Genomic DNA, 19,516 nt, shown 5'->3' with positions numbered 1-19,516 from the left:
TACTGACTGCAAGTAAGTATCCCATAAAAAGGAAGGTAACCATACGTCCGATGAAGTAAGCACACTGATTTTCCCACTCAACTGCACGTTACTGGCAGGCGGCTGCAAGCTGCAACGGGAGAAGTGTGTCTGAAATGAAAGTAGGGACGTATGCGTATATTTCCGAAACGGGATTTGTTTTTTTCGTTCGCGGTGTTATTTTTCATATGCATATGTTCTGAAATAATTCATAGCAGTCATTCTATTTTCCTGTATGCAAGCCGCAGCCTTCTGCGGCTTTTTTTATTGCTTCCGGTGTAAAAACCGGGCTGGGAAAGGATGATCGTGGTATGAAAACCATTTTGCGAGTTCGCAATGTAGTCAAGGAATGGAACGGGACATCTATATTTGAGAATGTGTCGATGGATGTGACGGAAGGAGAACGGCTCGCGTTGTTTGGGAGAAATGGAGCCGGTAAAACAACGTTATTACGAATATTGCTGGGAGATGAAGCGCCAACCTCCGGTCAAGTAGAACATGATTTGCCCATGGAAGAGCGAGGCTGGCTGAAGCAGCAGGATACAGTGGATAGGTCTCGAACCGCACTGGAGGCCGCACAGCAGGCCAGCCCTCGGCATTGGCGTCTCAAGCAAACGCTGGGAGAGCTGGAAGCTGACCTAGCCAATGCTGGTAAGGATATGGAGCAGCAACTGGAGCGTTACGGCGAGCTGATGGATGAATACGAACGCCTGCAAGGCTTTGCTTGGGAGTCTGAGGTGGAAAAGGCGCTCACCCGAATGGGAATGCCTGCACAGACGTGGTCCATTGCTTATGGTGATCTGAGTGGCGGACAGAAGACGAGAGTACGACTGGCTGGCCTGATGGTCAGGCAGCCCAAGCTGCTGGTACTGGATGAGCCAACCAACCATTTGGATGCCGAAAGTATGCTCTGGCTGGAGCAGTGGCTGTCCTCGTATCCTGGAACACTGCTGTTTGTATCGCATGACAGAGCCTTTTTGGATCAGGTGGCTACGAGTATAGTTGAGCTTACATCCACAGGTATTGAGCGCTATAAAGGTGGTTATAAGGAATATAAAGCGCAGAAGGAGCGGGAACTGCGAGAGCAGGAGGCGAGCTATCGGAAGCAGGAACTGGCGAGACAGGCGCTGGAGGAAACGATTCGAAATTACAGGGAATGGTTTCATCAGGCGTATCGCAGCGCATCCAAGGTTGAAATGGCCATTACGCAGAGCTTTTACAAGGCCAAGGCTAAAAAAAATATTTCCCGTTATCATGCAAAGGAGAAGGAATTGGAGCGACTGGAGGCTAACAGGGTAGAGCAACCACGTGAAGCTCCGTCTTTGCACATGAAATTAAATGACAGCGGGTTTCAGGCTAAATATTTGCTGCGTACTGAGCAGGTTGACTTTAGCTACGACGACCATGTCATCGTGAAAAATCTAAATCTGAACGTTGCACGTGGGGAGCGTTTGGCTGTTCGGGGGCCCAATGGAATTGGTAAAACCACGCTGCTTCGGTTATTAACAGGTCAGCTTGAACCGAAGACGGGAAAAATCACAGCCAACCCACAGTTGAATATCGGGTATTTTTCACAGGAGTTGGAGCAGCTTCCAGAGGATCAGACGTTGCTCGACAGTCTGCTTGCACTCCCAACCATGACCCAAACAAAAGCGAGAACAGTGCTGGGCTGTTTTTTATTTGCCAAAGAGGATGTATTCAAAAGGATCGGAACGCTCAGTATGGGAGAAAAATGCAGGGTAGCTTTTCTGCGTCTGTACTTTAGTGGAGCCAATCTGCTGGTGCTGGATGAACCGACGAATTACTTTGACATTGAAACCCGTGAAATTGTAGAGGACTCTTTACGCCGATATGATGGGGCACTGGTACTCGTCTCGCATGACCGGGAGCTGGTGCGTTGTACGTCAACTCGATTACTCGATATGCAGCCGGGGGGCGGATATGAAATCTACGAGGGGACGGCCGACGAAAAACAAGAAGATGAACGGAGAAGCATCCGAGAGCCCAAGGATCAGGGAGAGCGGGAGGAACGTCTACGATTACAGCTGCGTCTTACCGAACTGATGGGAATGACGGGGACGAGTGAAGCAAATGAGGAGCTCTTGAGCGATATCAGGCGCATTCGTGCCAAGCTGGATCAGTTGAATGATCCCGATATCTGAAGGAATGAAATATAGGCGCTGCTTGCCAAAGTGCAGTAGTTTGCATATAATAATGAACAATAGTTCGTATTTAGAAAATGTCTTGATGGAGAAGAGTAGGCAGTGTCCGATTGAACAGGGAGGAAGCGCCGTAGGATTGAGAGCGTTTCTGCAAATATTGGGCTGTTGAAGTTCGCTCCGGAGCAGTTCCTTGAACCTCAAGCGTCATGTAAATGGCGGTTGTGCAAGTAGGGGATACCGGTTCACGACCGTTACAACGTGCAGAGCGAGATGATGATGCATAGCATGAATGAACCCCCGTACTGATTGCCACAAGGCAACGCGTCGGGTAGCTGAACTTCATTGTCTAACGAGGGTGGTACCACGGTCTTTTCGTCCCTTTTCGGGAGAAAAGACCTTTTTTTGTTGTCTGAAAAGCTGGATATGAAGAAAGGGGACTGAACAGGCGATGAGCGAAACCATCCAAATGAAGGAACATTTGCTGGCCTTGAAGGAAGAAGCACTGGAAGTATTGGAGAAGGTGGAAACACCCAAGGAGCTGGCTGATCTACGAGTTAAATATTCGGGTAAAAAGGGTGCACTGACCGAAATTTTGCGCGGTATGGGCAAGCTGAGTGCGGAAGAGCGTCCAGTTGTTGGCCAGGTAGCCAATGAGGTGCGTGAGGCGATTGAAGAGGTCGTTAACCGTAAGCAGGACGAGTTCACGAAAGCAGAAACGAATGAGCGCCTGCAAGCAGAAAAAATCGACGTTACGTTGCCTGGACGCGCAATGCCGCAAGGCGGGCTCCACCCACTTAACAAAGTGATCGAGCAAATCGAAGATATTTTTACAGGTATGGGATATCGAGTGGCTGAGGGACCACAGGCAGAGACCGATTATTATAACTTCGAAGCTTTGAATCTGCCTAAAAACCACCCGGCACGTGATATGCAGGATTCATTTTACCTGACCGAGGATCTGTTGATGCGTACTCATACGTCACCAGTTCAGATTCGCGCGATGGAGGCGATGAAGGGTGAAACGCCTATTAAGGTGATTTGTCCGGGTACGGTATTCCGACGTGATGATGACGATGCAACGCATTCCTTCCAATTCCACCAAATTGAAGGCCTTGTGATTGGAAAAGACATTCGTATGAGTGATTTGAAAGGAACCTTGCTGCAATTTGCACGCGAAATGTTCGGGGAATCGACCGAAATCCGCTTGCGCCCAAGCTTCTTTCCGTTCACCGAGCCAAGTGCTGAAGTAGACGTGACTTTTGTGAAGAAAAACGGCGAGCGCGTGTGGATTGAAATTTTGGGCTGTGGTATGGTGCATCCGAAAGTGCTGGAAATGGGTGGTTTTGATCCCGAGGTGTACAGTGGCTTTGCATTCGGTATGGGTGTAGAACGGATAGCCATTTTGAAATACGGCATTGACGATATTCGCCATTTTTATAACAGCGATCTGTCGTTCTTGAAGCAGTTTGCGCGTCAATAAACAACTATATCAAGGGAAGTGAACCCATATGAAAGTATCATTCGAGTGGCTGTCCGAGTATGTATCACTGGATCAAGTGAGTGCGGAGGAGCTAGCAGAAAAAATCACCCGTTCGGGCATTGAAATTGATGAAGTTGAACATCGTAACCAAGGAATTACTGGCGTCGTTGTAGGCTATGTCAAAAGCAAGGAAAAGCACCCGGATGCGGATAAGCTGAATGTGTGTATTGTCGATGCGGGTCAGGGAGAAGACCTGCAAATTGTGTGTGGTGCCAAGAACGTGGATGCAGGTCAAAAGGTTCCTGTTGCAGTTGTAGGTGCCAAGCTACCAGGAGATTTTCATATTAAAAAGGCCAAGCTGCGTGGTGTTGTGTCCATGGGCATGATCTGCTCGGCCAAGGAACTGGGCATGAATGATAAGCTATTGCCAAAAGAATTGCAGGAAGGCATTTTGGTGCTGCCAGAGGATGCTGAAATTGGTACGTCAATTACGAAGCTGCTTGCCCTGGATGATCAGGTGCTGGATTTTGATTTGACACCCAACCGCTCGGATTGCCTGAGCATGCATGGAGCTGCATATGAAGTAAGTGCCATTCTAGGACGTGACATTTCGCTCGCTGACCCTGCTAAGGATCTGGTGGAAATTAGCGATGCTGCGGCAGATCACTTGTCCGTTAAGGTAGATACTCCTGAACTGTGCACACACTATGCAGCGCGTTATATCACAGGTGTTAAAGTGGGCCCTTCACCGTTATGGATTCAAAACCGTCTGATGGCGGCAGGTGTTCGTCCGATAAACAATATCGTAGATATTACGAACTACGTTATGCTGGAATATGGTCAGCCGTTGCATGCTTTTGATGCGGATAAGCTGGAAAATGGAAATATTGAGGTGCGACTTGCTCGTACAGGCGAAACTTTGATTACACTTGACAATCAGGAGCGTAAGCTGGAACCACATATGCTGTTGATCACAGACGGTGTAAAGCCGATTGCATTGGCAGGCGTGATGGGTGGAGCCAATTCTGAGGTTACGGATGCGACGGTTAGCATTGCGTTGGAATCTGCGAAGTTTGACGGCGGTACCGTTCGCAAAACATCCCGCCAACTGGGACTGCGTTCGGAAGCAAGTCTGCGTTTTGAAAAAGAGGTTGATCCAGGAGCTGTTATACCTGCTGTAAATCGTGCAGCTGCGCTGATTCAGCGTTATGCAGGGGGCACTGTACACCAGGGCATCGTAGAGTCTGCTTCTGCAAAAGCTAAAAACCACATTATCAAGCTGTCGCTAGATAAAATAAACCGATATTTGGGAACCGAACTGTCCCTGCTTGAGGTGAAGACGATTCTTGGTAGACTTCATTTTGGATGTGGCGATGCAGAACAAGGGGTGCTGGAAGTTGAAGTACCTACACGCCGTGGAGATATTACCATTGATGTGGACTTAATCGAAGAAGTGGCACGTCTGTATGGCTATGACAATATCCCAACCACGCCTATTGAGGGACCGACAACTCCAGGAGCTTTGACGGCATCGCAGTCCCTGCGTCGTTCCTTGCGCAGATTGCTGGCTCATGGTGGCTGGCAGGAAACGATCAGTTACTCTTTTGTGCATCCGCAAAGCACAGCTTTATTTAATGCTCTGACAGAAGGCAGCCATCCGGTACGTTTGGCTATGCCTATGAGCGAAGACCGTAGTGTATTGCGTACAAGCATCATTCCGCAAATGCTGGATACAGCGGTGTACAACATGAATCGGAAGCAAGATAATCTGGCGATTTTTGAGATGGGAACTGTATTTTATACAGAAGAGCAAACATTAACCCGCCAGCCGCAGGAAATTCAAGTGCTGAGTCTGCTGCTGACTGGAGTGCGCCGTGAAAAACAATGGAACATCGGAGCCGAAAAGGTCGACTTCTTTGATATTAAAGGTGCGCTTGAAACAGTGTTCGACTATTTTGGACTAAGTGCCAGCATTCGCTATGTGGCTGACCAGCCGCAAAGCTACCACCCAGGACGTTCCGCTTCGGTATGGCTGGATGTGAACGGAAACTCCCAACGGATCGGTACAGTTGGGCAGATTCATCCTGAACTGCAACAGTCCTATGGGCTGAACGATACGTATGTAGCTGAAATCGCGTTGCAACAGCTCGTTGAGCATGCAAACTCCCATATTCAGTTCAGAGAGCTGGCTCGCTTCCCGTCCGTGGAACGTGACATTGCCCTCGTGGTGAATAAAGACGTTGAGGCAGGTGAACTGCTTCGTGTTATTCACGCTGCAGGCGGAGAACTGTTGCAGGATGCACGGGTGTTTGATGTATTTACAGGCAGCAAGCTTGGTGAAGACAAGAAGAGCGTGGCTATTTCCCTGACCTATCGTCATTGGGAGCATACGTTGACGGATGAAGAGATTAATGCGGCGCATTCTCCTGTCGTTACGTCTCTAGAACAAACTTTTGGAGCGGAATTGAGAAAGTAGCAGGAAATGCGGGAAGCCGTATCGAATCTTAGTGACAGAGGTTCGATACGGCTTTTTGGCCTATCATCATAGAAGCTCTCTACTCTGATATTCACCCGCTGCGGGGAAGCCGGACTAATAAGGTTGAACGCTTCACGGAAGGCGGGTTACCCTAGTACCGGATACACCTTAGAATCAACATACAGTAGTATTGAAGGAGGGCATAATTGTGACTACACCAGATCGTACTCGCGTCACTGTAGAGATCTACGGTACTTCTTATAAACTTGTCGGCAGCAATAGCGATTATATGAAGCAGGTTGCTAATTACGTAGATGAACGTATGCACAGCATTTCTCAAGCACATTCGCGTCTGGATATGCCCCGAATTGCCGTGCTGGCTGCGGTTCATATGGCTGAAGAAGCTGTACAAATTCAGGAGATTCAGAGCCATATGAACCGCTTGGCAGCGGAACGGGCGGAGCTCCGGGGAGATCTGGCCCAACTCCAGACGGCTCTAGGGGAACAACAGCAGAAAAATACAGATATGCACCAAGCCCTTGTTCAATTGAGGGAAGAAAAAGAAACGACGCAGAAGAAACTGGTGGAGACCGAATCTACATCAGCCAAGGAAATTGCCGAACTAAGGGCAAAGCTTGAACAGCAGGAGAAAAAAGCGGCTGAACTTGAAAATGCACAAAAACAAGCTAAGCGTGAATTGGAAGAATCTCGTCAAGAGGCTTCTCGTAAGCTGAAAGAGCAGCAAGAGGCTGCAAATGCGCGTGTCCGGCAGACAGAAGAGCAGTTGAAGAAGGAAATAGCCGAAGCGGCTAAACAGGCTGAAGCTAAGCTTTCCGCTGCGGAAAAGGCTCATCAGGAGCGAAAACGTATAGAGCTGGACAATTTGCGATCTACTTTGCAGCAAGAGCATAGCCAGAAGATAAGCGAATGGCAGATCAAATGCTCCGGGCTGAATGAGCAGCTGGAGCAGGAACGTAAACAGGCTGAATTGGCTCTAAATGAGGAAAAGCTCCAGCATGAGGAAGCGCAGAAACGTGCTGAAGAAGCTGCACTGGAGCAGGAGATTCGGATGGAGGAGCTTCAGGAGCAATTAGAACAAGTACAAGCAGGAAATGCAGAGCTTTCTTCTCGTCTGGAGAAGGCTCAAGAGCAAGCTGCAGCATTGGAGCAACAACAGTCCGAGCTGGAGGCTGAACTGCAAACACAGCAACAGGCAGCAACAGAGCGGGAGCAGGCAAATACGCTTGCGCGTGAAGAACTGCAAAGCAGATATGATCAGTTGGTGAATGAAGCCAAGGCTACGCAGCAGCAGGCGGCTAAGCTGGAGGAAGAGCAGCGCCGGATGCAGAAGCTGCTGGAGCAAGCTCATGTATCTTCTCGCAAGCTGCAAAGCGAGCTGGCTACGCTGGCTGAAAGTGAGAAGTCATGGAAGAAGCTTGCAGAAGAACGTCAGTTGGCAGCCGATGAGTTGGAGCTTTCCCTGCTGGAAGCGCGTGAACAGAAGGAAGCGACAGAGGAACAACTACAGCAGACTGTGGCTGAGGTTGAGGCTGCTAATGATAAATATGCTTCACAACAGCAACGGCTGGTTCAACTTGAAGCGAAAATCAAGGAGCTGTCGCCTGAGCTGATTCGTGTTCAGGACGAGCTTGAGAAAGCCCAAGTCCGAGAGCAAGAGAGTGCGAAGGCGTATCAATCGCTTCAGGATCAATATGGAAGCATGAAGAGCCGAGCTGGACAGCTGGAGCAACATATTAAGCAACTCCAGCAGGAAAATCATGACCGGCAAAGTGAATTGGAACGTGCTGAGAAGGCCTCTGTGGAATGGCAGCTTAAATACGATCAGTTGAAGGCTGAAGCGGAACGTTTGGAAGCTGAAGATGCTGCCCGCAAGGAAGAATTTGCTTCTTGGGAACGGGAAATAGCGGTAACGATTGAACAAAAAGAACAGCTTCAGGAGGAGATTCGTTCCGCGGTTGAAGCTGCCAACACCGCAAAGGCAGAACAGCAGTCCATAGAGCAGGAACGCATGGCCTTGCAGTCTGAGTTAGATGAAGTAGGTCAAAAATATGAAATGGCGGCTCATCAGCTTCGTTTACTACAAGTACAACAGGACGTAGACCGAGAAAATGCAGAGAAGATTTCAACAGAATTGCGTCAACTAAAGGAAGAATACACCAAGCTTCAAACCGAGTATAATGAATGGATTGAGCTTATCGAACAGGATCAGTAGATACGGATTATAAATGTAAGGCAATCCCCGGCTGCTCATGGCCGGGGATTGTTTGTTTATGGTATCGCTAAGAAGTATAAATGACCAAAAGCTGTCCTTTGGCAGATGAATCTGCTTCGGGACAGCTATGCTGGAAGTGTTTGCCGAAATTATTTCCCTTCCTTGCGCCCGGCTTCAAATGGTGTCGATACCGGAATGAACAGATCGATAATCCCGATAACCAATGCAGCGAGCAATGCGCCCATAATCGAAACACTAACATGGGCCACGACATATTGAGCGACCCAGATAACCAGAGCGCTCACTAGAAAACCAACGATACCGCGTCCAAATGGAGAAACGCGTCGACCAAATATCGCCTCGACGATATAGCCAATCAAGGCAATGACAATGGCAAGGATCAGCGCACTCCAAAAGCCGCCTACACTAAATCCGGGAACGATCCAGCTTACGACCATCAGAACCAGAGCGGCAACGATGAAACGTACAATGTGCCCAAGAATGCTCACGGAATAACCTCCTTTGTTTTTTTGAATTAACAGGGTTAGACAAAGGTTAGTGTGTGGCATGAAGAGCTTTCTTATGTGTAAAGCAGAGTTGGCAAATAGCGTAAGTTTGCTGCTTTCGGTATAATATAGATATAAGTGAAAGGAGCAGTGAAGTTGGACTCTAAAATTTTTAAAACCCTTGAATATCAAAAAATTCTAAATAAACTAAGTCACTATGCCCAAACGGCAACGGGACAACAGACAGCCCTTCGATTACAGCCCAGCGATGATTTGGAGCATATCAAGAAATTGCTGAAAGGTACGGATGAGGCCTATGCTGCTGATCGGCTGAAAGGAGTGCCTTCATTTAACGGAGTGGTGGATATCACTCCTACGGTGAAGCGTGCCCGTATTGGAGGAACGTTAAGTCCGCAGGAGTTACATGGTATTCGGACAACGGTTCAAGCTGCACGCCGTATACAGGTGTATGTAACAAGTTTGCATGAGGAAAATCCGGTTGAAACATTGCTGTATTGGAGTGAGCAACTTTCGGAACAAAGAAGTTTGGAAAACTCCATTAAAGGCTGTATTGACGAAAATGCAGAGGTACTGGATTCTGCCAGTACAGAGCTTTCACAAATTCGCCGGGAACTGCGCTCCGGTGAAGTGCGTATTCGTGAAAAGCTGGATTCCATGATTCGTTCCTCAACTGTGTCCAAAATGCTTCAGGATCAGTTGATTACGATTCGTGGAGATCGGTTTGTCATCCCGGTCAAGGCCGAATACCGTTCTTATTTTGGCGGAATTGTGCATGATCAATCCGGGTCTGGCGCAACCTTGTTTATCGAGCCAGAATCCATCGTGGCCATGAACAACAAGCTGAGGGAAACCAGGCTGAGAGAAGAGCGTGAAATTGAAGTCATTTTACAAAAGCTGACCGCACTTGTCGCAGAACAAGCGGATATGTTGCTGTATGATGTGGATATTTTAGGCAATCTTGATTTTATTTTTGCGAAAGCTCGTCTCGCTCGTGAAATGAAGGCAACGCTTCCCTTAATGAATGATCGCGGGTACTTGAAGCTGAAAAAGGGTAGACACCCTCTAATTCCGTTGGAACAGGTCGTTCCCATAGATGTGGAACTGGGTAATTCGTACACCTCCATTATCGTTACCGGACCGAACACAGGGGGGAAAACCGTTACCCTGAAAACGATAGGTCTGCTAAGCTTGATGGCGATGTCTGGACTGTTTGTGCCTGTTGAGGATGAAAGCCAGCTCTGCGTGTTTGATGCAATCTATGCCGATATTGGTGACGAGCAGAGCATTGAGCAAAACTTGAGTACATTTTCCAGTCACATGACCAATATTATTAGCATCTTGAAAAATATGACACCCAAAAGTCTTGTATTGCTTGACGAAGTGGGAGCAGGAACGGACCCGGCAGAAGGTTCTGCCCTGGCTGTATCTATTCTGGAGCATATACATGCTCTGGGTTGCCGCATGGTGGCGACGACTCACTATAGTGAATTGAAGGCGTATGCCTATGAGCGCAAAGGAATTATTAATGCAAGTATGGAGTTTGATGTCGCTACATTAAGCCCGACTTACCGCCTTCTGGTTGGTGTACCTGGGCGAAGTAACGCTTTTGCTATTGCCGAGCGATTGGGATTACCAGGACGTATATTAGACTATGCCCGTGGTGAGGTAACCGAAGAAGACCAGCGCGTCGAGCACATGATTGCGTCACTGGAGCAGAACCGTTTGACCGCTGAGCAAGAACGGGAAAAAGCAGAGCAGCTGCGTAAGGAAATGGAAGTATTGCGTACACGTCATAAGACCGAGCTAGATAAGCTGGAGTCACAACGGGACCGTATGCTAGAAAAGGCCGAAGACGAAGCAAGAGTTCTCGTGGATAAGGCTCGTAGTGAAGCAGAGAAAATCATTACGGATTTGCGTAAATTGGCTCAGGAAGAGGGAGCCTCGGTTAAGGAGCACAAGCTGATTGCAGCTCGTAGAGAACTGGATGAAGCAGAACCGAAACAACGTAAGAAAAGTACAGTCAAACGTCCGGCGACTCCGCGTACTCGTTCCATCATGGCTGGCGATGAAGTATCAGTTCACAGTCTGAATAAAAAAGGCCATGTGGTTGAACTAACTGGCAGCAAGGAAGCTATCGTTCAACTGGGTATCATGAAAATGAAGGTCAGTCTGGATGATCTGGAGCTGCTGCAACCAGCCCCAACGACTACTCCAAAGGTCCAAAAGCCAGTGACTGGCGTTAAGCGGACACGGGATGATAACGTGCGAAGTGAACTTGACCTTCGGGGGCAAACGTGGAGGAAGCGCTGATGGAGGTGGACCGCTTCATGGATGAAGCGTTTTTAGCCAATCTGGGTCAGGTATACATTATTCACGGCAAAGGTACGGGGGTCCTGAGAACTGGTATTCAGGAGTACCTTCGCAAGCATAAGCATGTGAAAAGCTACCGTATCGGTAACTACAATGAAGGCGGCACGGGTGTAACGGTTGCTGAATTGGAATAGATATGGGTTGCTGACCGAGAACGCTTGGTAGAACGGGAGGGACGAGGTGAAGATGGCGATTGATGAATTGCTATCACATCCGTTGGGGATGATGCTGGGTTATTTCTCCGTGGCGGTGCTGGAGTTGATTGTATTTTTGTCCTGCTTTGAGCTGGTAACCCGTTATAAATGCTGGGAAGAGATCAAGCGAGGCAATGTTTCGGTAGCCATGGCAACGGGTGGGAAAATGTTTGGTATTTGCAACGTGCTCCGCTTTGCGATGGAGGCTAAATCCAGCGTATATGATACGATGATCTGGTCATTCGTTGGTTTTTTACTGCTACTTGCGGCGTACTTTCTTTTTGAATTTCTGACACCGGTATTTTCTATCGATCAAGAGATTAAAGAAGATAACCGTGCGGTCGGCTTGTTCTCTATGATTATTTCAATATCGTTATCGTATGTGATTGGTGCGAGTGTAACTTGACACATCCTGTATACTAAAGCTTGGTATACGCTTCGGAACGGAAGGATGATAAAGCTTGGAAATGACTATTTGTCCATGGTGTAACATGGAAATTATTTGGGATGAAGAATTAGGACCTGAAGAAGAGTGTCCTTATTGCCATAATGATCTGAAAGGATACTCAGACATAGCCGATGACGAAGAGGAGTCTGAGTCTGTTTCTCCATCTGTTCACAGACATACGGATGGGCATGAAGATGCGACACACGATCATGCGGTTTCTGTAAGTCCGGCGCTCGGCGCTCATGGAAAAGAAGACCTCAAGGGTTATCGTACATTAAGTATTCAGCTCGGCGATGATGAGGAGCAGGATATTTTATACGAGGCAGAGGATGAAATCGTATCTGAAAAGCCAGCTGATGCACCGTTATTGCAGGATAATGAGCTTCATAAGCTGCCTGTGCTGCATACTTTACAAAAATTCGAAGAAAGCGGTGCGGATCTAATGGCTTATGAGCAAGGTGCTGAACAATTACTCGACAGACAAGATGAGGTTCTTGAATGTTCCCAATGTGGAGAGTATATGCTGCATGCGGGTTCACAAACCGTAACCAGAGAGGGCTTCGAACCATCGATGTCTCCGGTGCTCGGCAAACCTGTTCTGGACTTGCCGTTCGTCTTGAATGTTTATGTGTGTCCTAGCTGCTTCCATGTTCAGCAGACTTTGTCAGAGAATGACCGACTGCGAATGCTGGAGAAGCTCAGCGGTATTTCCAATAATTAAATGGCAATTCCCCGGATAGGTCCCATCTCAATACGGGCATGTTAAATCAAAGAAATCTTTGAACAAGCTGACTCGTAATAAGCTGATTGGTGATTTTTCCGTTAGGGGGAACTGCATTGAAATCAAACCTGAACGGACAATCCATTCTGCTATTAAGCTTGAATGGATTGTTTGTGTTTGCAGCAGCATTGTCCGGCACATTTCTTAATGTGTATTTGTGGAAAAGCAGGCAGGATTACGCGATGATTGGCTGGTTTAATGTCAGTCAACAAATTGCGCTGGGAATTATGGTCTGGGTAGCTGGAAAGTGGGTCAAGGAACATAATAAAATGAATGCCCTGCGCGTGGGAACCGCATTGTCCGGCTTATTTTATCTCATCGTGTTGTATACAGGACCGCAGGCTGTAAACTACATATGGCCGCTCGGAATGTTGTTGGGTGCAGCCTTAGGTTTATTTTGGCTAGCGTTTAATGTCATTTTTTTCGAAGTCACGGATCAGGCAAGCCGTGATCATTTTAACGGATGGGTGGGTCTGCTGGGCTCGTTTTCCGGTATAGTGGGTCCTTGGCTCTCTGGTTGGATTATTGCGCGTATGGAGGATGACGCGGGTTATCGCGTGATATTCAGTATTTCTTTGGCCTTTTATGTCGTAGGAGTGGTGCTAAGTTTCTTTCTTCGCAAGCGTAAACCGACAGGAAAGTACAATTGGAAAGAGCCTAAGCAGCGTTTGTCACAAAAAGGAAGTATGTGGCGTCTGTTGTCGTTATCACTTGTTACACAGGGCATCCGTGAGGGAGTGTTTGCTTTCCTGATTACGCTGCTCGTGTATGTAGTTACTCAACAGGAATGGAAGCTAGCACAGTTTTCACTTATTACATCGGGGGTTTCATTTTTCAGCTTTTGGGCTGTCGGAAAATGGCTCAAGCCACACTATCGCTCGGCTGGTATGTTGTTGGGTGCCGTGCTGTTGGTGATCGCGCTTTTACCATTATTGTGGCGTATGGAGTATAGCACGCTGCTGATTATGGGGATTGGCACCGCTTTGTTCATGCCCTTGTATTTAATTCCTATGATCTCTGCGAGCTTTGATCTAATGGGTACGAGTGAAGGAGATGCTAATCAGAGAGTGGAACTGGTTGTACTGCGCGAACTATGCTTAATGATAGGTCGGTTGACAGGAACACTCATTTTCTTGGGTGTCCTAAGTATCAGCAAGGCTCCTACAGCGATGATCTGGTTGTTGATTGGGCTGGCATTAATGCCAGTGATTGGATGGGTTTTTATGCGAAGTGTGCTGAAAATGGAACAAAAAACGAAGCAAAGCAAGTCTCATTCCCATGCACGACGCTTGCACAAGCAAACCGAATAATTGAAAAATTCAATACAAAAGAGCCTCCAAATCCGTTGATATAGGAAAAGGAGGTCTTTTTGTATCACATTTAAATCATCGGTTCTGTTGTCTCAGGCGAGGGTTTGGTGGGACGGGTCAGAGAAAAAAGCTCCATTTCAGGTCGGTGTGTGCCCGTCAGTTCATCAGCCAATAGCTGTGCGGCCACCATGCTCGTAACCGTCCCATTTCCCCCGTAACCCTCCAAAAAGTAGCAGTTAGGAAAACGCGGATGTGGACCAATATACGGCAAGCCGTCGTGAGAAGAGCCGAATACAGCCGCCCAAGCATAATCGATTTGAAAGGGGACACCGGGAAAATGTTCCTGTAGTGCTTGCAGCAGCTTGTGCTGTTGGTGCAACAGCCTGATTTCGCGCTGCTTGGCAACCAGTACAGGTTCATCCAAACCACCAATGATGATGCGCCCTTCCTGTGTTGAGCGCATATATAGATAAGGACGAGCAGTTTCCCAGATCAGACACTGTTCATGCCATAAAGGCGCCTCTCCGATTGGATTGGTGGCGATAGCGTAAGAGCTTTCTAGCACGGCTCCGCGATCTGTTTTAATCTCTTGAGTTTCATAACCTGTTGCAAAAACAACTTTTTTTGCACGGATCATCCGGCCATTGGCATGACAAACGACCTCATTCTCTTTGAATTCAAAATGCTTAGCTTCTGTATGCTCATATAAGCGAACACCGAGACGGCTGGCAGATTGCAGCAGTCCCTGGGCAAACAAAAATGGATTAACCTCGGCATCTTCGTGCGTATACAAGGCTGCTGGTTTTCGAAATGGAAATCGGGCAGCAACCTGGTGCTCATCCCAGTATTCCACTGGAAATCCAAAACGGGTTAACTGTTTGTATTCTTCCTGCAGCACCTGCACATCCTCTGCAGTACTTGCGTAGTACAGGCTGCTGCGGCGAATAAAGGAAGGGTCTCTGTCCAGTGTGGCAGCCAGTTGATCTAGCTGATTCAGAGCATCCCTACACATACGGTAAAACAGTACGCCGTTGGTCTCGCCAAACGTGTTAATAAAAGAGGTTAAAGTCTTGTCATTGCTATATTGCAGCAATCCAGTATTGGCTGAAGAACTTCCATGTACCAGCCTTCGCTTGTCAATAAGTACAGTGTCGACCTGTCGTTCTCCCAATAACCGGGAGCAGAGGGATCCACCCATCCCGCCGCCGATGATTAGTACATCACAATTTATATCCTCAGCTAAAGGAGGAAAATCCAGCGTTTGCTCCAAGGTACTCGGCCAATACGTATTCCCGCTTATTAATTCCATATAAATAGCACTCCCCATAGGCAATATGTAGTATCTCTTATGTGTACATAGTATTTCGCCAAACGGACAAGATAACCAGCGTGCAACAAAACATTTAAGGAGGGACAAAAAGACTATGCAATCTATGAACATGCAACCCTTGTCAGGCAAAGAACTGGAGTACATCGTTGACTCCATTTCCAATGAGGAACTCCTGTTAAAACAATGTGCGGCAACAGCGGCGTCTATTCAGCAGCCTGCCATTCAACAAGCCTGTTTGCAACTGGCGAAAACTCATGAGCACCACTTGAATGTACTTTTCAATGCTCTTCAACAACATCAACAGCTTGCTCCTATGCAACCGCAGCAGTAATTACTACAAAAGGAGGTTTGACAGGATGTATTCACAAAACAATATGTCATTTATGCCCGAAGAGGATTTGCTCTATAGCATTCTTGCTGATATGAAACGTACAGTACGCGAGTACACAACAGCGACGACAGAATCCAATTGTCCGTCTGTGCGTCAGATGTTCACCGACCTTACGAATGATACATTGCGTATGCAAGGTGATTTGTATCATCTAATGAGCCAGAACAATATGTACGCCGCCCCAACGAAAGCACTGCGCATTGATTTGGACAAACAGATTCAAGAAGCTCGCAAGACCCAACAGGAATGCCAACAGTTCATTCAGCAGAAGTCATCATCCGCCAGAGCATATGGCCAGCCTATGCATCAAGGCCAGTCTACTCACCAAAGTAACCCTTATTATATGTAAACGGGATTTTCCGTTTTTGAAGCAATTTCCCATAACAGCCGTCCGTCTGCCGGGTTTACCGGGGAGGACGGTTTTTCTTTGCAGGTTTAAAGTGCGTATTGTATGATGTATAGTAATCTCTTTCGATGGAGGCCTTATGTAGAATGACAGAGCTGAATGAATTGAAATTAAAAGTACTGGAATTGTTAAAAGAAGATGCAAGAAGAACACCGACTTTGTTGGCTACTTTGCTGGGGGTTGACGAGCAGGATGTACGCACCTCAATTAAAGAGCTCGAAGATCAACATGTGATTGTCAAGTACGCCGCTGTAGTCAATTGGGACAAAGTTGATGACGAAAAGGTTACCGCTTTGATTGAAGTACAGATTACACCTGAGCGTGGAAGAGGATTTGAAGGGATTGCAGAGCGGATTTATTTGTATCCGCAAGTTAAATCTGTTTATCTCATGTCCGGAGCATACGACTTGCTGGTAGAGGTGGAGGGCCGAAACCTCCGTGAAGTCGCTAATTTTGTGTCGGAGAAACTGTCGCCTATTGACTCGGTTTTGTCTACCAAGACTAATTTTACGCTTAAAAAATACAAGCAGGACGGAATTATCTTTGAGAACCATGAGGAAGATAATCGTCTGATGATTTCGCCGTAAAGGAAGATCATGATGAATCTCAAAACAGAAGCATTTACCGACAGCAACAAAGCCATGAGTTCTTATTTATCCCCATTGGTACGCGAGATCCCATCATCGGGTATTCGTAAGTTTTTTGACCTGGTGGGTGGTAACAAGGACATTATTACCCTGGGGGTAGGCGAACCAGATTTTACAACCCCTTGGCACATGCGGGAAGCCTGTGTCTATTCATTGGAGCGAGGCTTCACCAGCTATACATCTAATGCGGGAACGCCAGAACTGCGTGAAGCGATTAGTGAGTATCTGAATGAGCAATTTGACGTCCGCTATGATCCTAAAAATGAGATTATCGTAACAGTTGGAGGTAGCGAGGCGATTGATCTTGCGTTGCGCGCCTTAATTGTACCTGGTGATGAAATTCTCGTGCCTGAGCCGTGTTACATCTCCTATTCTCCAATCACTTCGATTGGAGGCGGGATTCCGGTCGGCATTGAAACGTTTGCCAAGGACGAGTTTAAGCTGACGGCTGAGGCGCTGGAGGCCAAAATTACACCTAAATCCAAGGTGCTAATTTTATGCTATCCGAGCAACCCGACCGGTGCTACGATGACTTATGAAGATTGGCTTCCGATTGCGGAAATCGTGGAAAAACATGATTTGATCGTCATCTCTGATGAAATCTATGCCGAATTGAATTATGGCGATAAGCACGTCAGCTTTGCTTCGGTACCGGGTATGATGGATCGTACGATTCTCGTCAGTGGTTTTTCCAAAGCCTTCGCCATGACTGGCTGGCGTATTGGATATACTTGCGGGCATCCTGATTTGATTGCTGCTATGCTCAAAATCCATCAGTACACCGTCATGTGTGCGCCCTCTATGGGCCAAGTTGCAGCCTTGGAAGGCTTGCGAAATGGTATGGGTGAAAAAGATCGAATGGTAGAAGCCTATAATCAGCGTCGTCGTCTGATGGTTGAGGGATTCCGTGACATTGGTCTGGAATGCCACGAGCCAAGAGGGGCTTTTTACGTTTTCCCGAGTATTCAAAGCACAGGCCTCAGCTCGGATGAATTTGCACAGCGCCTACTGGCAGAGGCCAAAGTTGCGGCTGTACCGGGCAATGTGTTTGGTTTGGGAGGCGAAGGGTATCTTCGTTGCTCATACGCGACTTCTGTCACTCAGCTTACGGAAGCTTTGGATCGAATTGGTCATTTTGTAGAAAAAGTGAAAAAAGAAGGTTAAATTTATTTTTTTATGGGTAATTCATAGAAAATAGTCTTTTATTTCTAAATTTCTATGCTATAATTTGAAATCGGAAGCAGGAAGTTCAATTTTTCAATTACAGGAGGAGTGCTCATGTCATATGTTGGATATAATTCTCCGAGTTCAATAGGATACGACATTTCCCTGGAAGATGAAATTTTGTTCCTGCGCAATGAGATGATGCGGACGTTTCAGGAAGAGCAGTCCTTGACCTCTGATCTTGTCATCGAGATTAGCTGCAAACTAGATTTGAAAATCAATGAATACATGAAGCTGTACGGTACGGAATGCAGAGTGTAACTGTGTGAAGTCACCATAGCTACGAAGAAGGCCGCAGGGCCTTCTTTTTTTGCGTTCACAACTTATGATATATTAGTGGCATGGAAGAGGGGGCGTACAGATGAAAGCAGGGCTAAAAAGGCTATCGCCATGGATCATCGGAATCATAGCACTTGTACTATTGGCTGGATGTGGGGGGCGAGACAAGGACAGCTTCTCCATATTTATTATGGATAAAGGGGATGCTTCAGTCATTCGTGACGAGCTGGCACAAAAGCTTAAGGATAAGCTGGGCGAACAGGCTCCGACAATCGAGATTTCAGTCAGCCCACTGTATAATCAGCAGAAGCTGGTCGTAGAATATGCGGCCGGAGAACATGATTTGTTTCTTTTGCCGGAAGAGGACATGAAGTTGTATGGACAAAATGGTTCGAATCTACCCTTAGATGATGCCTTTGACAAGAAGACATATGCCCGGGGTGTATTCGAAGGCGGCGTATTTAAGAAAAAGGAGCAAGGGGAAGAAGGAACGGATGTCATCAAGGAAACTCATTTGTTCGGAATTCCGGTGGAGCAGATGAAGATGTTTAAGGACCTAAAATATAACTCAAACACATTATTTGCTACCGTACCGCCACGCACAAGCAATAAGGAAGAAGCCATCAAGGTGCTGAAAGCACTCACAGAATGATAAAGGGGATGAAAAAGTATGGGGATTTATACCAGAACAGGTGATGAAGGACAAACTTCTGTGATCGGCGGTCGAGTGTCTAAAGATGACGACCGTGTGGAGGCGTACGGTACCATTGACGAGCTGAACAGCTTTGTAGGACAAGCGATCAGCTTTGCCGAAGGGGAAAAGTTTGCGGACATTCGGACTCAATTGGAAGAAATACAGCAGGAGCTGTTCGATTGTGGTTCAGATTTGGCGTTTGTTAAAATCAGTGAAAGTAAATATAAGGTCAAAGACGAGCTGGCAGAGCGGCTGGAAGGCTGGATTGATGCATGCCAGGAGGAAAATCCAAAGGTGGAGCGCTTTATTATCCCGGGAGGCAGCACATTATCTTCGACGCTTCATGTTTGCCGCACGGTTTGCCGACGCGCGGAACGCCGTGCGGTTACACTAGGTAAGCACACAGATATCAATCCTGCGGTACGTCGGTATTTGAACCGCCTGTCCGATTACTTCTTTGTTGTGGCTCGCACAGCGAATGTGCGTCAGGGTGTGCCCGATGTCGAATATGTGCGCAGCAAAAAAGTGTTCCGCAAATAAGGAGGC

General features: G+C 47.3%; 16 protein-coding genes and 1 pseudogene. 15 read left to right on the top strand and 2 right to left on the bottom strand.

From position 1 onward, the window contains the following. The first annotated feature begins 329 nt into the window (after nt 1–329). The 4 genes from abc-f (at nt 330) to G7035_RS00735 (ending at nt 8,369) form a co-directional block, all read left to right on the top strand. Nucleotides 330–2,180, top strand: coding sequence for a ribosomal protection-like ABC-F family protein (abc-f, locus tag G7035_RS00750; protein WP_019686695.1), 1,851 nt, complete (start codon nt 330–332; stop codon nt 2,178–2,180). A gap of 448 nt (nt 2,181–2,628) precedes the next feature. Continuing rightward, nucleotides 2,629–3,660 carry a phenylalanine--tRNA ligase subunit alpha gene (gene pheS / locus G7035_RS00745; protein ID WP_016820540.1) on the top strand — a complete coding sequence of 344 codons (1,032 nt, stop codon included), beginning with the start codon at nt 2,629–2,631 and terminating at the stop codon, nt 3,658–3,660. A 28-nt stretch (nt 3,661–3,688) separates the two neighbouring features. Beyond that, nucleotides 3,689–6,136 carry a phenylalanine--tRNA ligase subunit beta gene (gene pheT, locus G7035_RS00740; protein ID WP_019686696.1) on the top strand — a complete coding sequence of 816 codons (2,448 nt, stop codon included), beginning with the start codon at nt 3,689–3,691 and terminating at the stop codon, nt 6,134–6,136. Nucleotides 6,137–6,344: 208 nt separating this feature from the next. Then, entirely contained in the window at nt 6,345–8,369 is a 2,025-nt protein-coding gene (locus G7035_RS00735; RefSeq protein ID WP_017426638.1) for a DNA repair ATPase, read from the top strand. Nucleotides 8,370–8,518: 149 nt separating this feature from the next. Here the strand turns inward: G7035_RS00735 and G7035_RS00730 are convergent, their stop codons facing one another. Further along, nucleotides 8,519–8,878 (bottom strand): phage holin family protein, encoded by a 360-nt coding sequence (locus G7035_RS00730; RefSeq protein WP_016820537.1) that lies wholly within the window; start codon nt 8,876–8,878, stop codon nt 8,519–8,521. A 153-nt stretch (nt 8,879–9,031) separates the two neighbouring features. Here G7035_RS00730 and G7035_RS00725 point away from each other — a divergent pair. The 4 genes and pseudogenes from G7035_RS00725 to G7035_RS00710 all read left to right on the top strand — a co-directional run bounded on the left by G7035_RS00725 (nt 9,032) and on the right by G7035_RS00710 (nt 13,999). Beyond that, a pseudogene (locus G7035_RS00725) lies at nt 9,032–11,400 on the top strand (endonuclease MutS2). Nucleotides 11,401–11,452: 52 nt separating this feature from the next. Beyond that, the gene (locus tag G7035_RS00720; RefSeq protein WP_014599569.1) at nt 11,453–11,866 is read left to right on the top strand and encodes a DUF350 domain-containing protein; all 414 of its coding nucleotides are present in this window, start codon (nt 11,453–11,455) and stop codon (nt 11,864–11,866) included. Between the two features lie 55 nt (nt 11,867–11,921). Beyond that, nucleotides 11,922–12,629, top strand: a complete 708-nt coding sequence (locus tag G7035_RS00715; RefSeq protein WP_016820535.1) for a hypothetical protein — start codon at nt 11,922–11,924, stop codon at nt 12,627–12,629. A gap of 116 nt (nt 12,630–12,745) precedes the next feature. After that, nucleotides 12,746–13,999: an MFS transporter gene (locus G7035_RS00710; RefSeq protein ID WP_019686697.1), complete on the top strand. Its 1,254-nt coding sequence runs from the start codon at nt 12,746–12,748 to the stop codon at nt 13,997–13,999. A gap of 70 nt (nt 14,000–14,069) precedes the next feature. Here G7035_RS00710 and G7035_RS00705 read toward each other — a convergent pair whose 3' ends face one another. Further along, complete coding sequence (locus G7035_RS00705; protein ID WP_019686698.1) at nt 14,070–15,308, bottom strand: NAD(P)/FAD-dependent oxidoreductase; 1,239 nt, start codon at nt 15,306–15,308, stop codon at nt 14,070–14,072. A gap of 115 nt (nt 15,309–15,423) precedes the next feature. On the opposite strand from G7035_RS00705, the gene G7035_RS00700 reads away from it, so the two are divergent. The 7 genes from G7035_RS00700 (at nt 15,424) to G7035_RS00670 (ending at nt 19,510) form a co-directional block, all read left to right on the top strand. Continuing rightward, nucleotides 15,424–15,660 (top strand): hypothetical protein, encoded by a 237-nt coding sequence (locus G7035_RS00700; RefSeq protein WP_016820532.1) that lies wholly within the window; start codon nt 15,424–15,426, stop codon nt 15,658–15,660. 25 nt (nt 15,661–15,685) lie between these two features. Further along, entirely contained in the window at nt 15,686–16,069 is a 384-nt protein-coding gene (locus G7035_RS00695; RefSeq protein ID WP_016820531.1) for a spore coat protein, read from the top strand. A gap of 143 nt (nt 16,070–16,212) precedes the next feature. Continuing rightward, the gene (locus tag G7035_RS00690; RefSeq protein WP_019686699.1) at nt 16,213–16,713 is read left to right on the top strand and encodes an Lrp/AsnC family transcriptional regulator; all 501 of its coding nucleotides are present in this window, start codon (nt 16,213–16,215) and stop codon (nt 16,711–16,713) included. A gap of 12 nt (nt 16,714–16,725) precedes the next feature. Further along, nucleotides 16,726–17,937 carry an aminotransferase class I/II-fold pyridoxal phosphate-dependent enzyme gene (locus tag G7035_RS00685; RefSeq protein ID WP_016820529.1) on the top strand — a complete coding sequence of 404 codons (1,212 nt, stop codon included), beginning with the start codon at nt 16,726–16,728 and terminating at the stop codon, nt 17,935–17,937. A gap of 114 nt (nt 17,938–18,051) precedes the next feature. Then, nucleotides 18,052–18,258, top strand: coding sequence for an aspartyl-phosphate phosphatase Spo0E family protein (locus G7035_RS00680; RefSeq protein ID WP_016820528.1), 207 nt, complete (start codon nt 18,052–18,054; stop codon nt 18,256–18,258). A gap of 100 nt (nt 18,259–18,358) precedes the next feature. Then, nucleotides 18,359–18,928 carry a hypothetical protein gene (locus G7035_RS00675; protein ID WP_016820527.1) on the top strand — a complete coding sequence of 190 codons (570 nt, stop codon included), beginning with the start codon at nt 18,359–18,361 and terminating at the stop codon, nt 18,926–18,928. Nucleotides 18,929–18,946: 18 nt separating this feature from the next. Further along, a complete protein-coding gene (locus G7035_RS00670; RefSeq protein WP_016820526.1) occupies nt 18,947–19,510 on the top strand; it encodes a cob(I)yrinic acid a,c-diamide adenosyltransferase in 564 nt (187 codons plus the stop codon). Nucleotides 19,511–19,516 lie beyond the last annotated feature (6 nt).

The sequence above is a fragment of the Paenibacillus polymyxa genome (assembly GCF_015710975.1).
GTDB classification, from domain to species: domain Bacteria; phylum Bacillota; class Bacilli; order Paenibacillales; family Paenibacillaceae; genus Paenibacillus; species Paenibacillus polymyxa.
This window is presented reverse-complemented; position numbering and strand designations above follow the sequence as displayed.

Coding starts and splice junctions, on each gene's coding strand:
- abc-f (WP_019686695.1), top strand. CDS start 330: ATGAAAACCATTTTGCGAGTTCGCAATGTAGTCAAGGAATGGAACGGG.
- pheS (WP_016820540.1), top strand. CDS start 2,629: ATGAGCGAAACCATCCAAATGAAGGAACATTTGCTGGCCTTGAAGGAA.
- pheT (WP_019686696.1), top strand. CDS start 3,689: ATGAAAGTATCATTCGAGTGGCTGTCCGAGTATGTATCACTGGATCAA.
- G7035_RS00720 (WP_014599569.1), top strand. CDS start 11,453: ATGGCGATTGATGAATTGCTATCACATCCGTTGGGGATGATGCTGGGT.
- G7035_RS00705 (WP_019686698.1), bottom strand. CDS start 15,308: ATGGAATTAATAAGCGGGAATACGTATTGGCCGAGTACCTTGGAGCAA.
- G7035_RS00700 (WP_016820532.1), top strand. CDS start 15,424: ATGCAATCTATGAACATGCAACCCTTGTCAGGCAAAGAACTGGAGTAC.
- G7035_RS00695 (WP_016820531.1), top strand. CDS start 15,686: ATGTATTCACAAAACAATATGTCATTTATGCCCGAAGAGGATTTGCTC.
- G7035_RS00690 (WP_019686699.1), top strand. CDS start 16,213: ATGACAGAGCTGAATGAATTGAAATTAAAAGTACTGGAATTGTTAAAA.
- G7035_RS00685 (WP_016820529.1), top strand. CDS start 16,726: ATGAATCTCAAAACAGAAGCATTTACCGACAGCAACAAAGCCATGAGT.
- G7035_RS00680 (WP_016820528.1), top strand. CDS start 18,052: ATGTCATATGTTGGATATAATTCTCCGAGTTCAATAGGATACGACATT.
- G7035_RS00675 (WP_016820527.1), top strand. CDS start 18,359: ATGAAAGCAGGGCTAAAAAGGCTATCGCCATGGATCATCGGAATCATA.
- G7035_RS00670 (WP_016820526.1), top strand. CDS start 18,947: ATGGGGATTTATACCAGAACAGGTGATGAAGGACAAACTTCTGTGATC.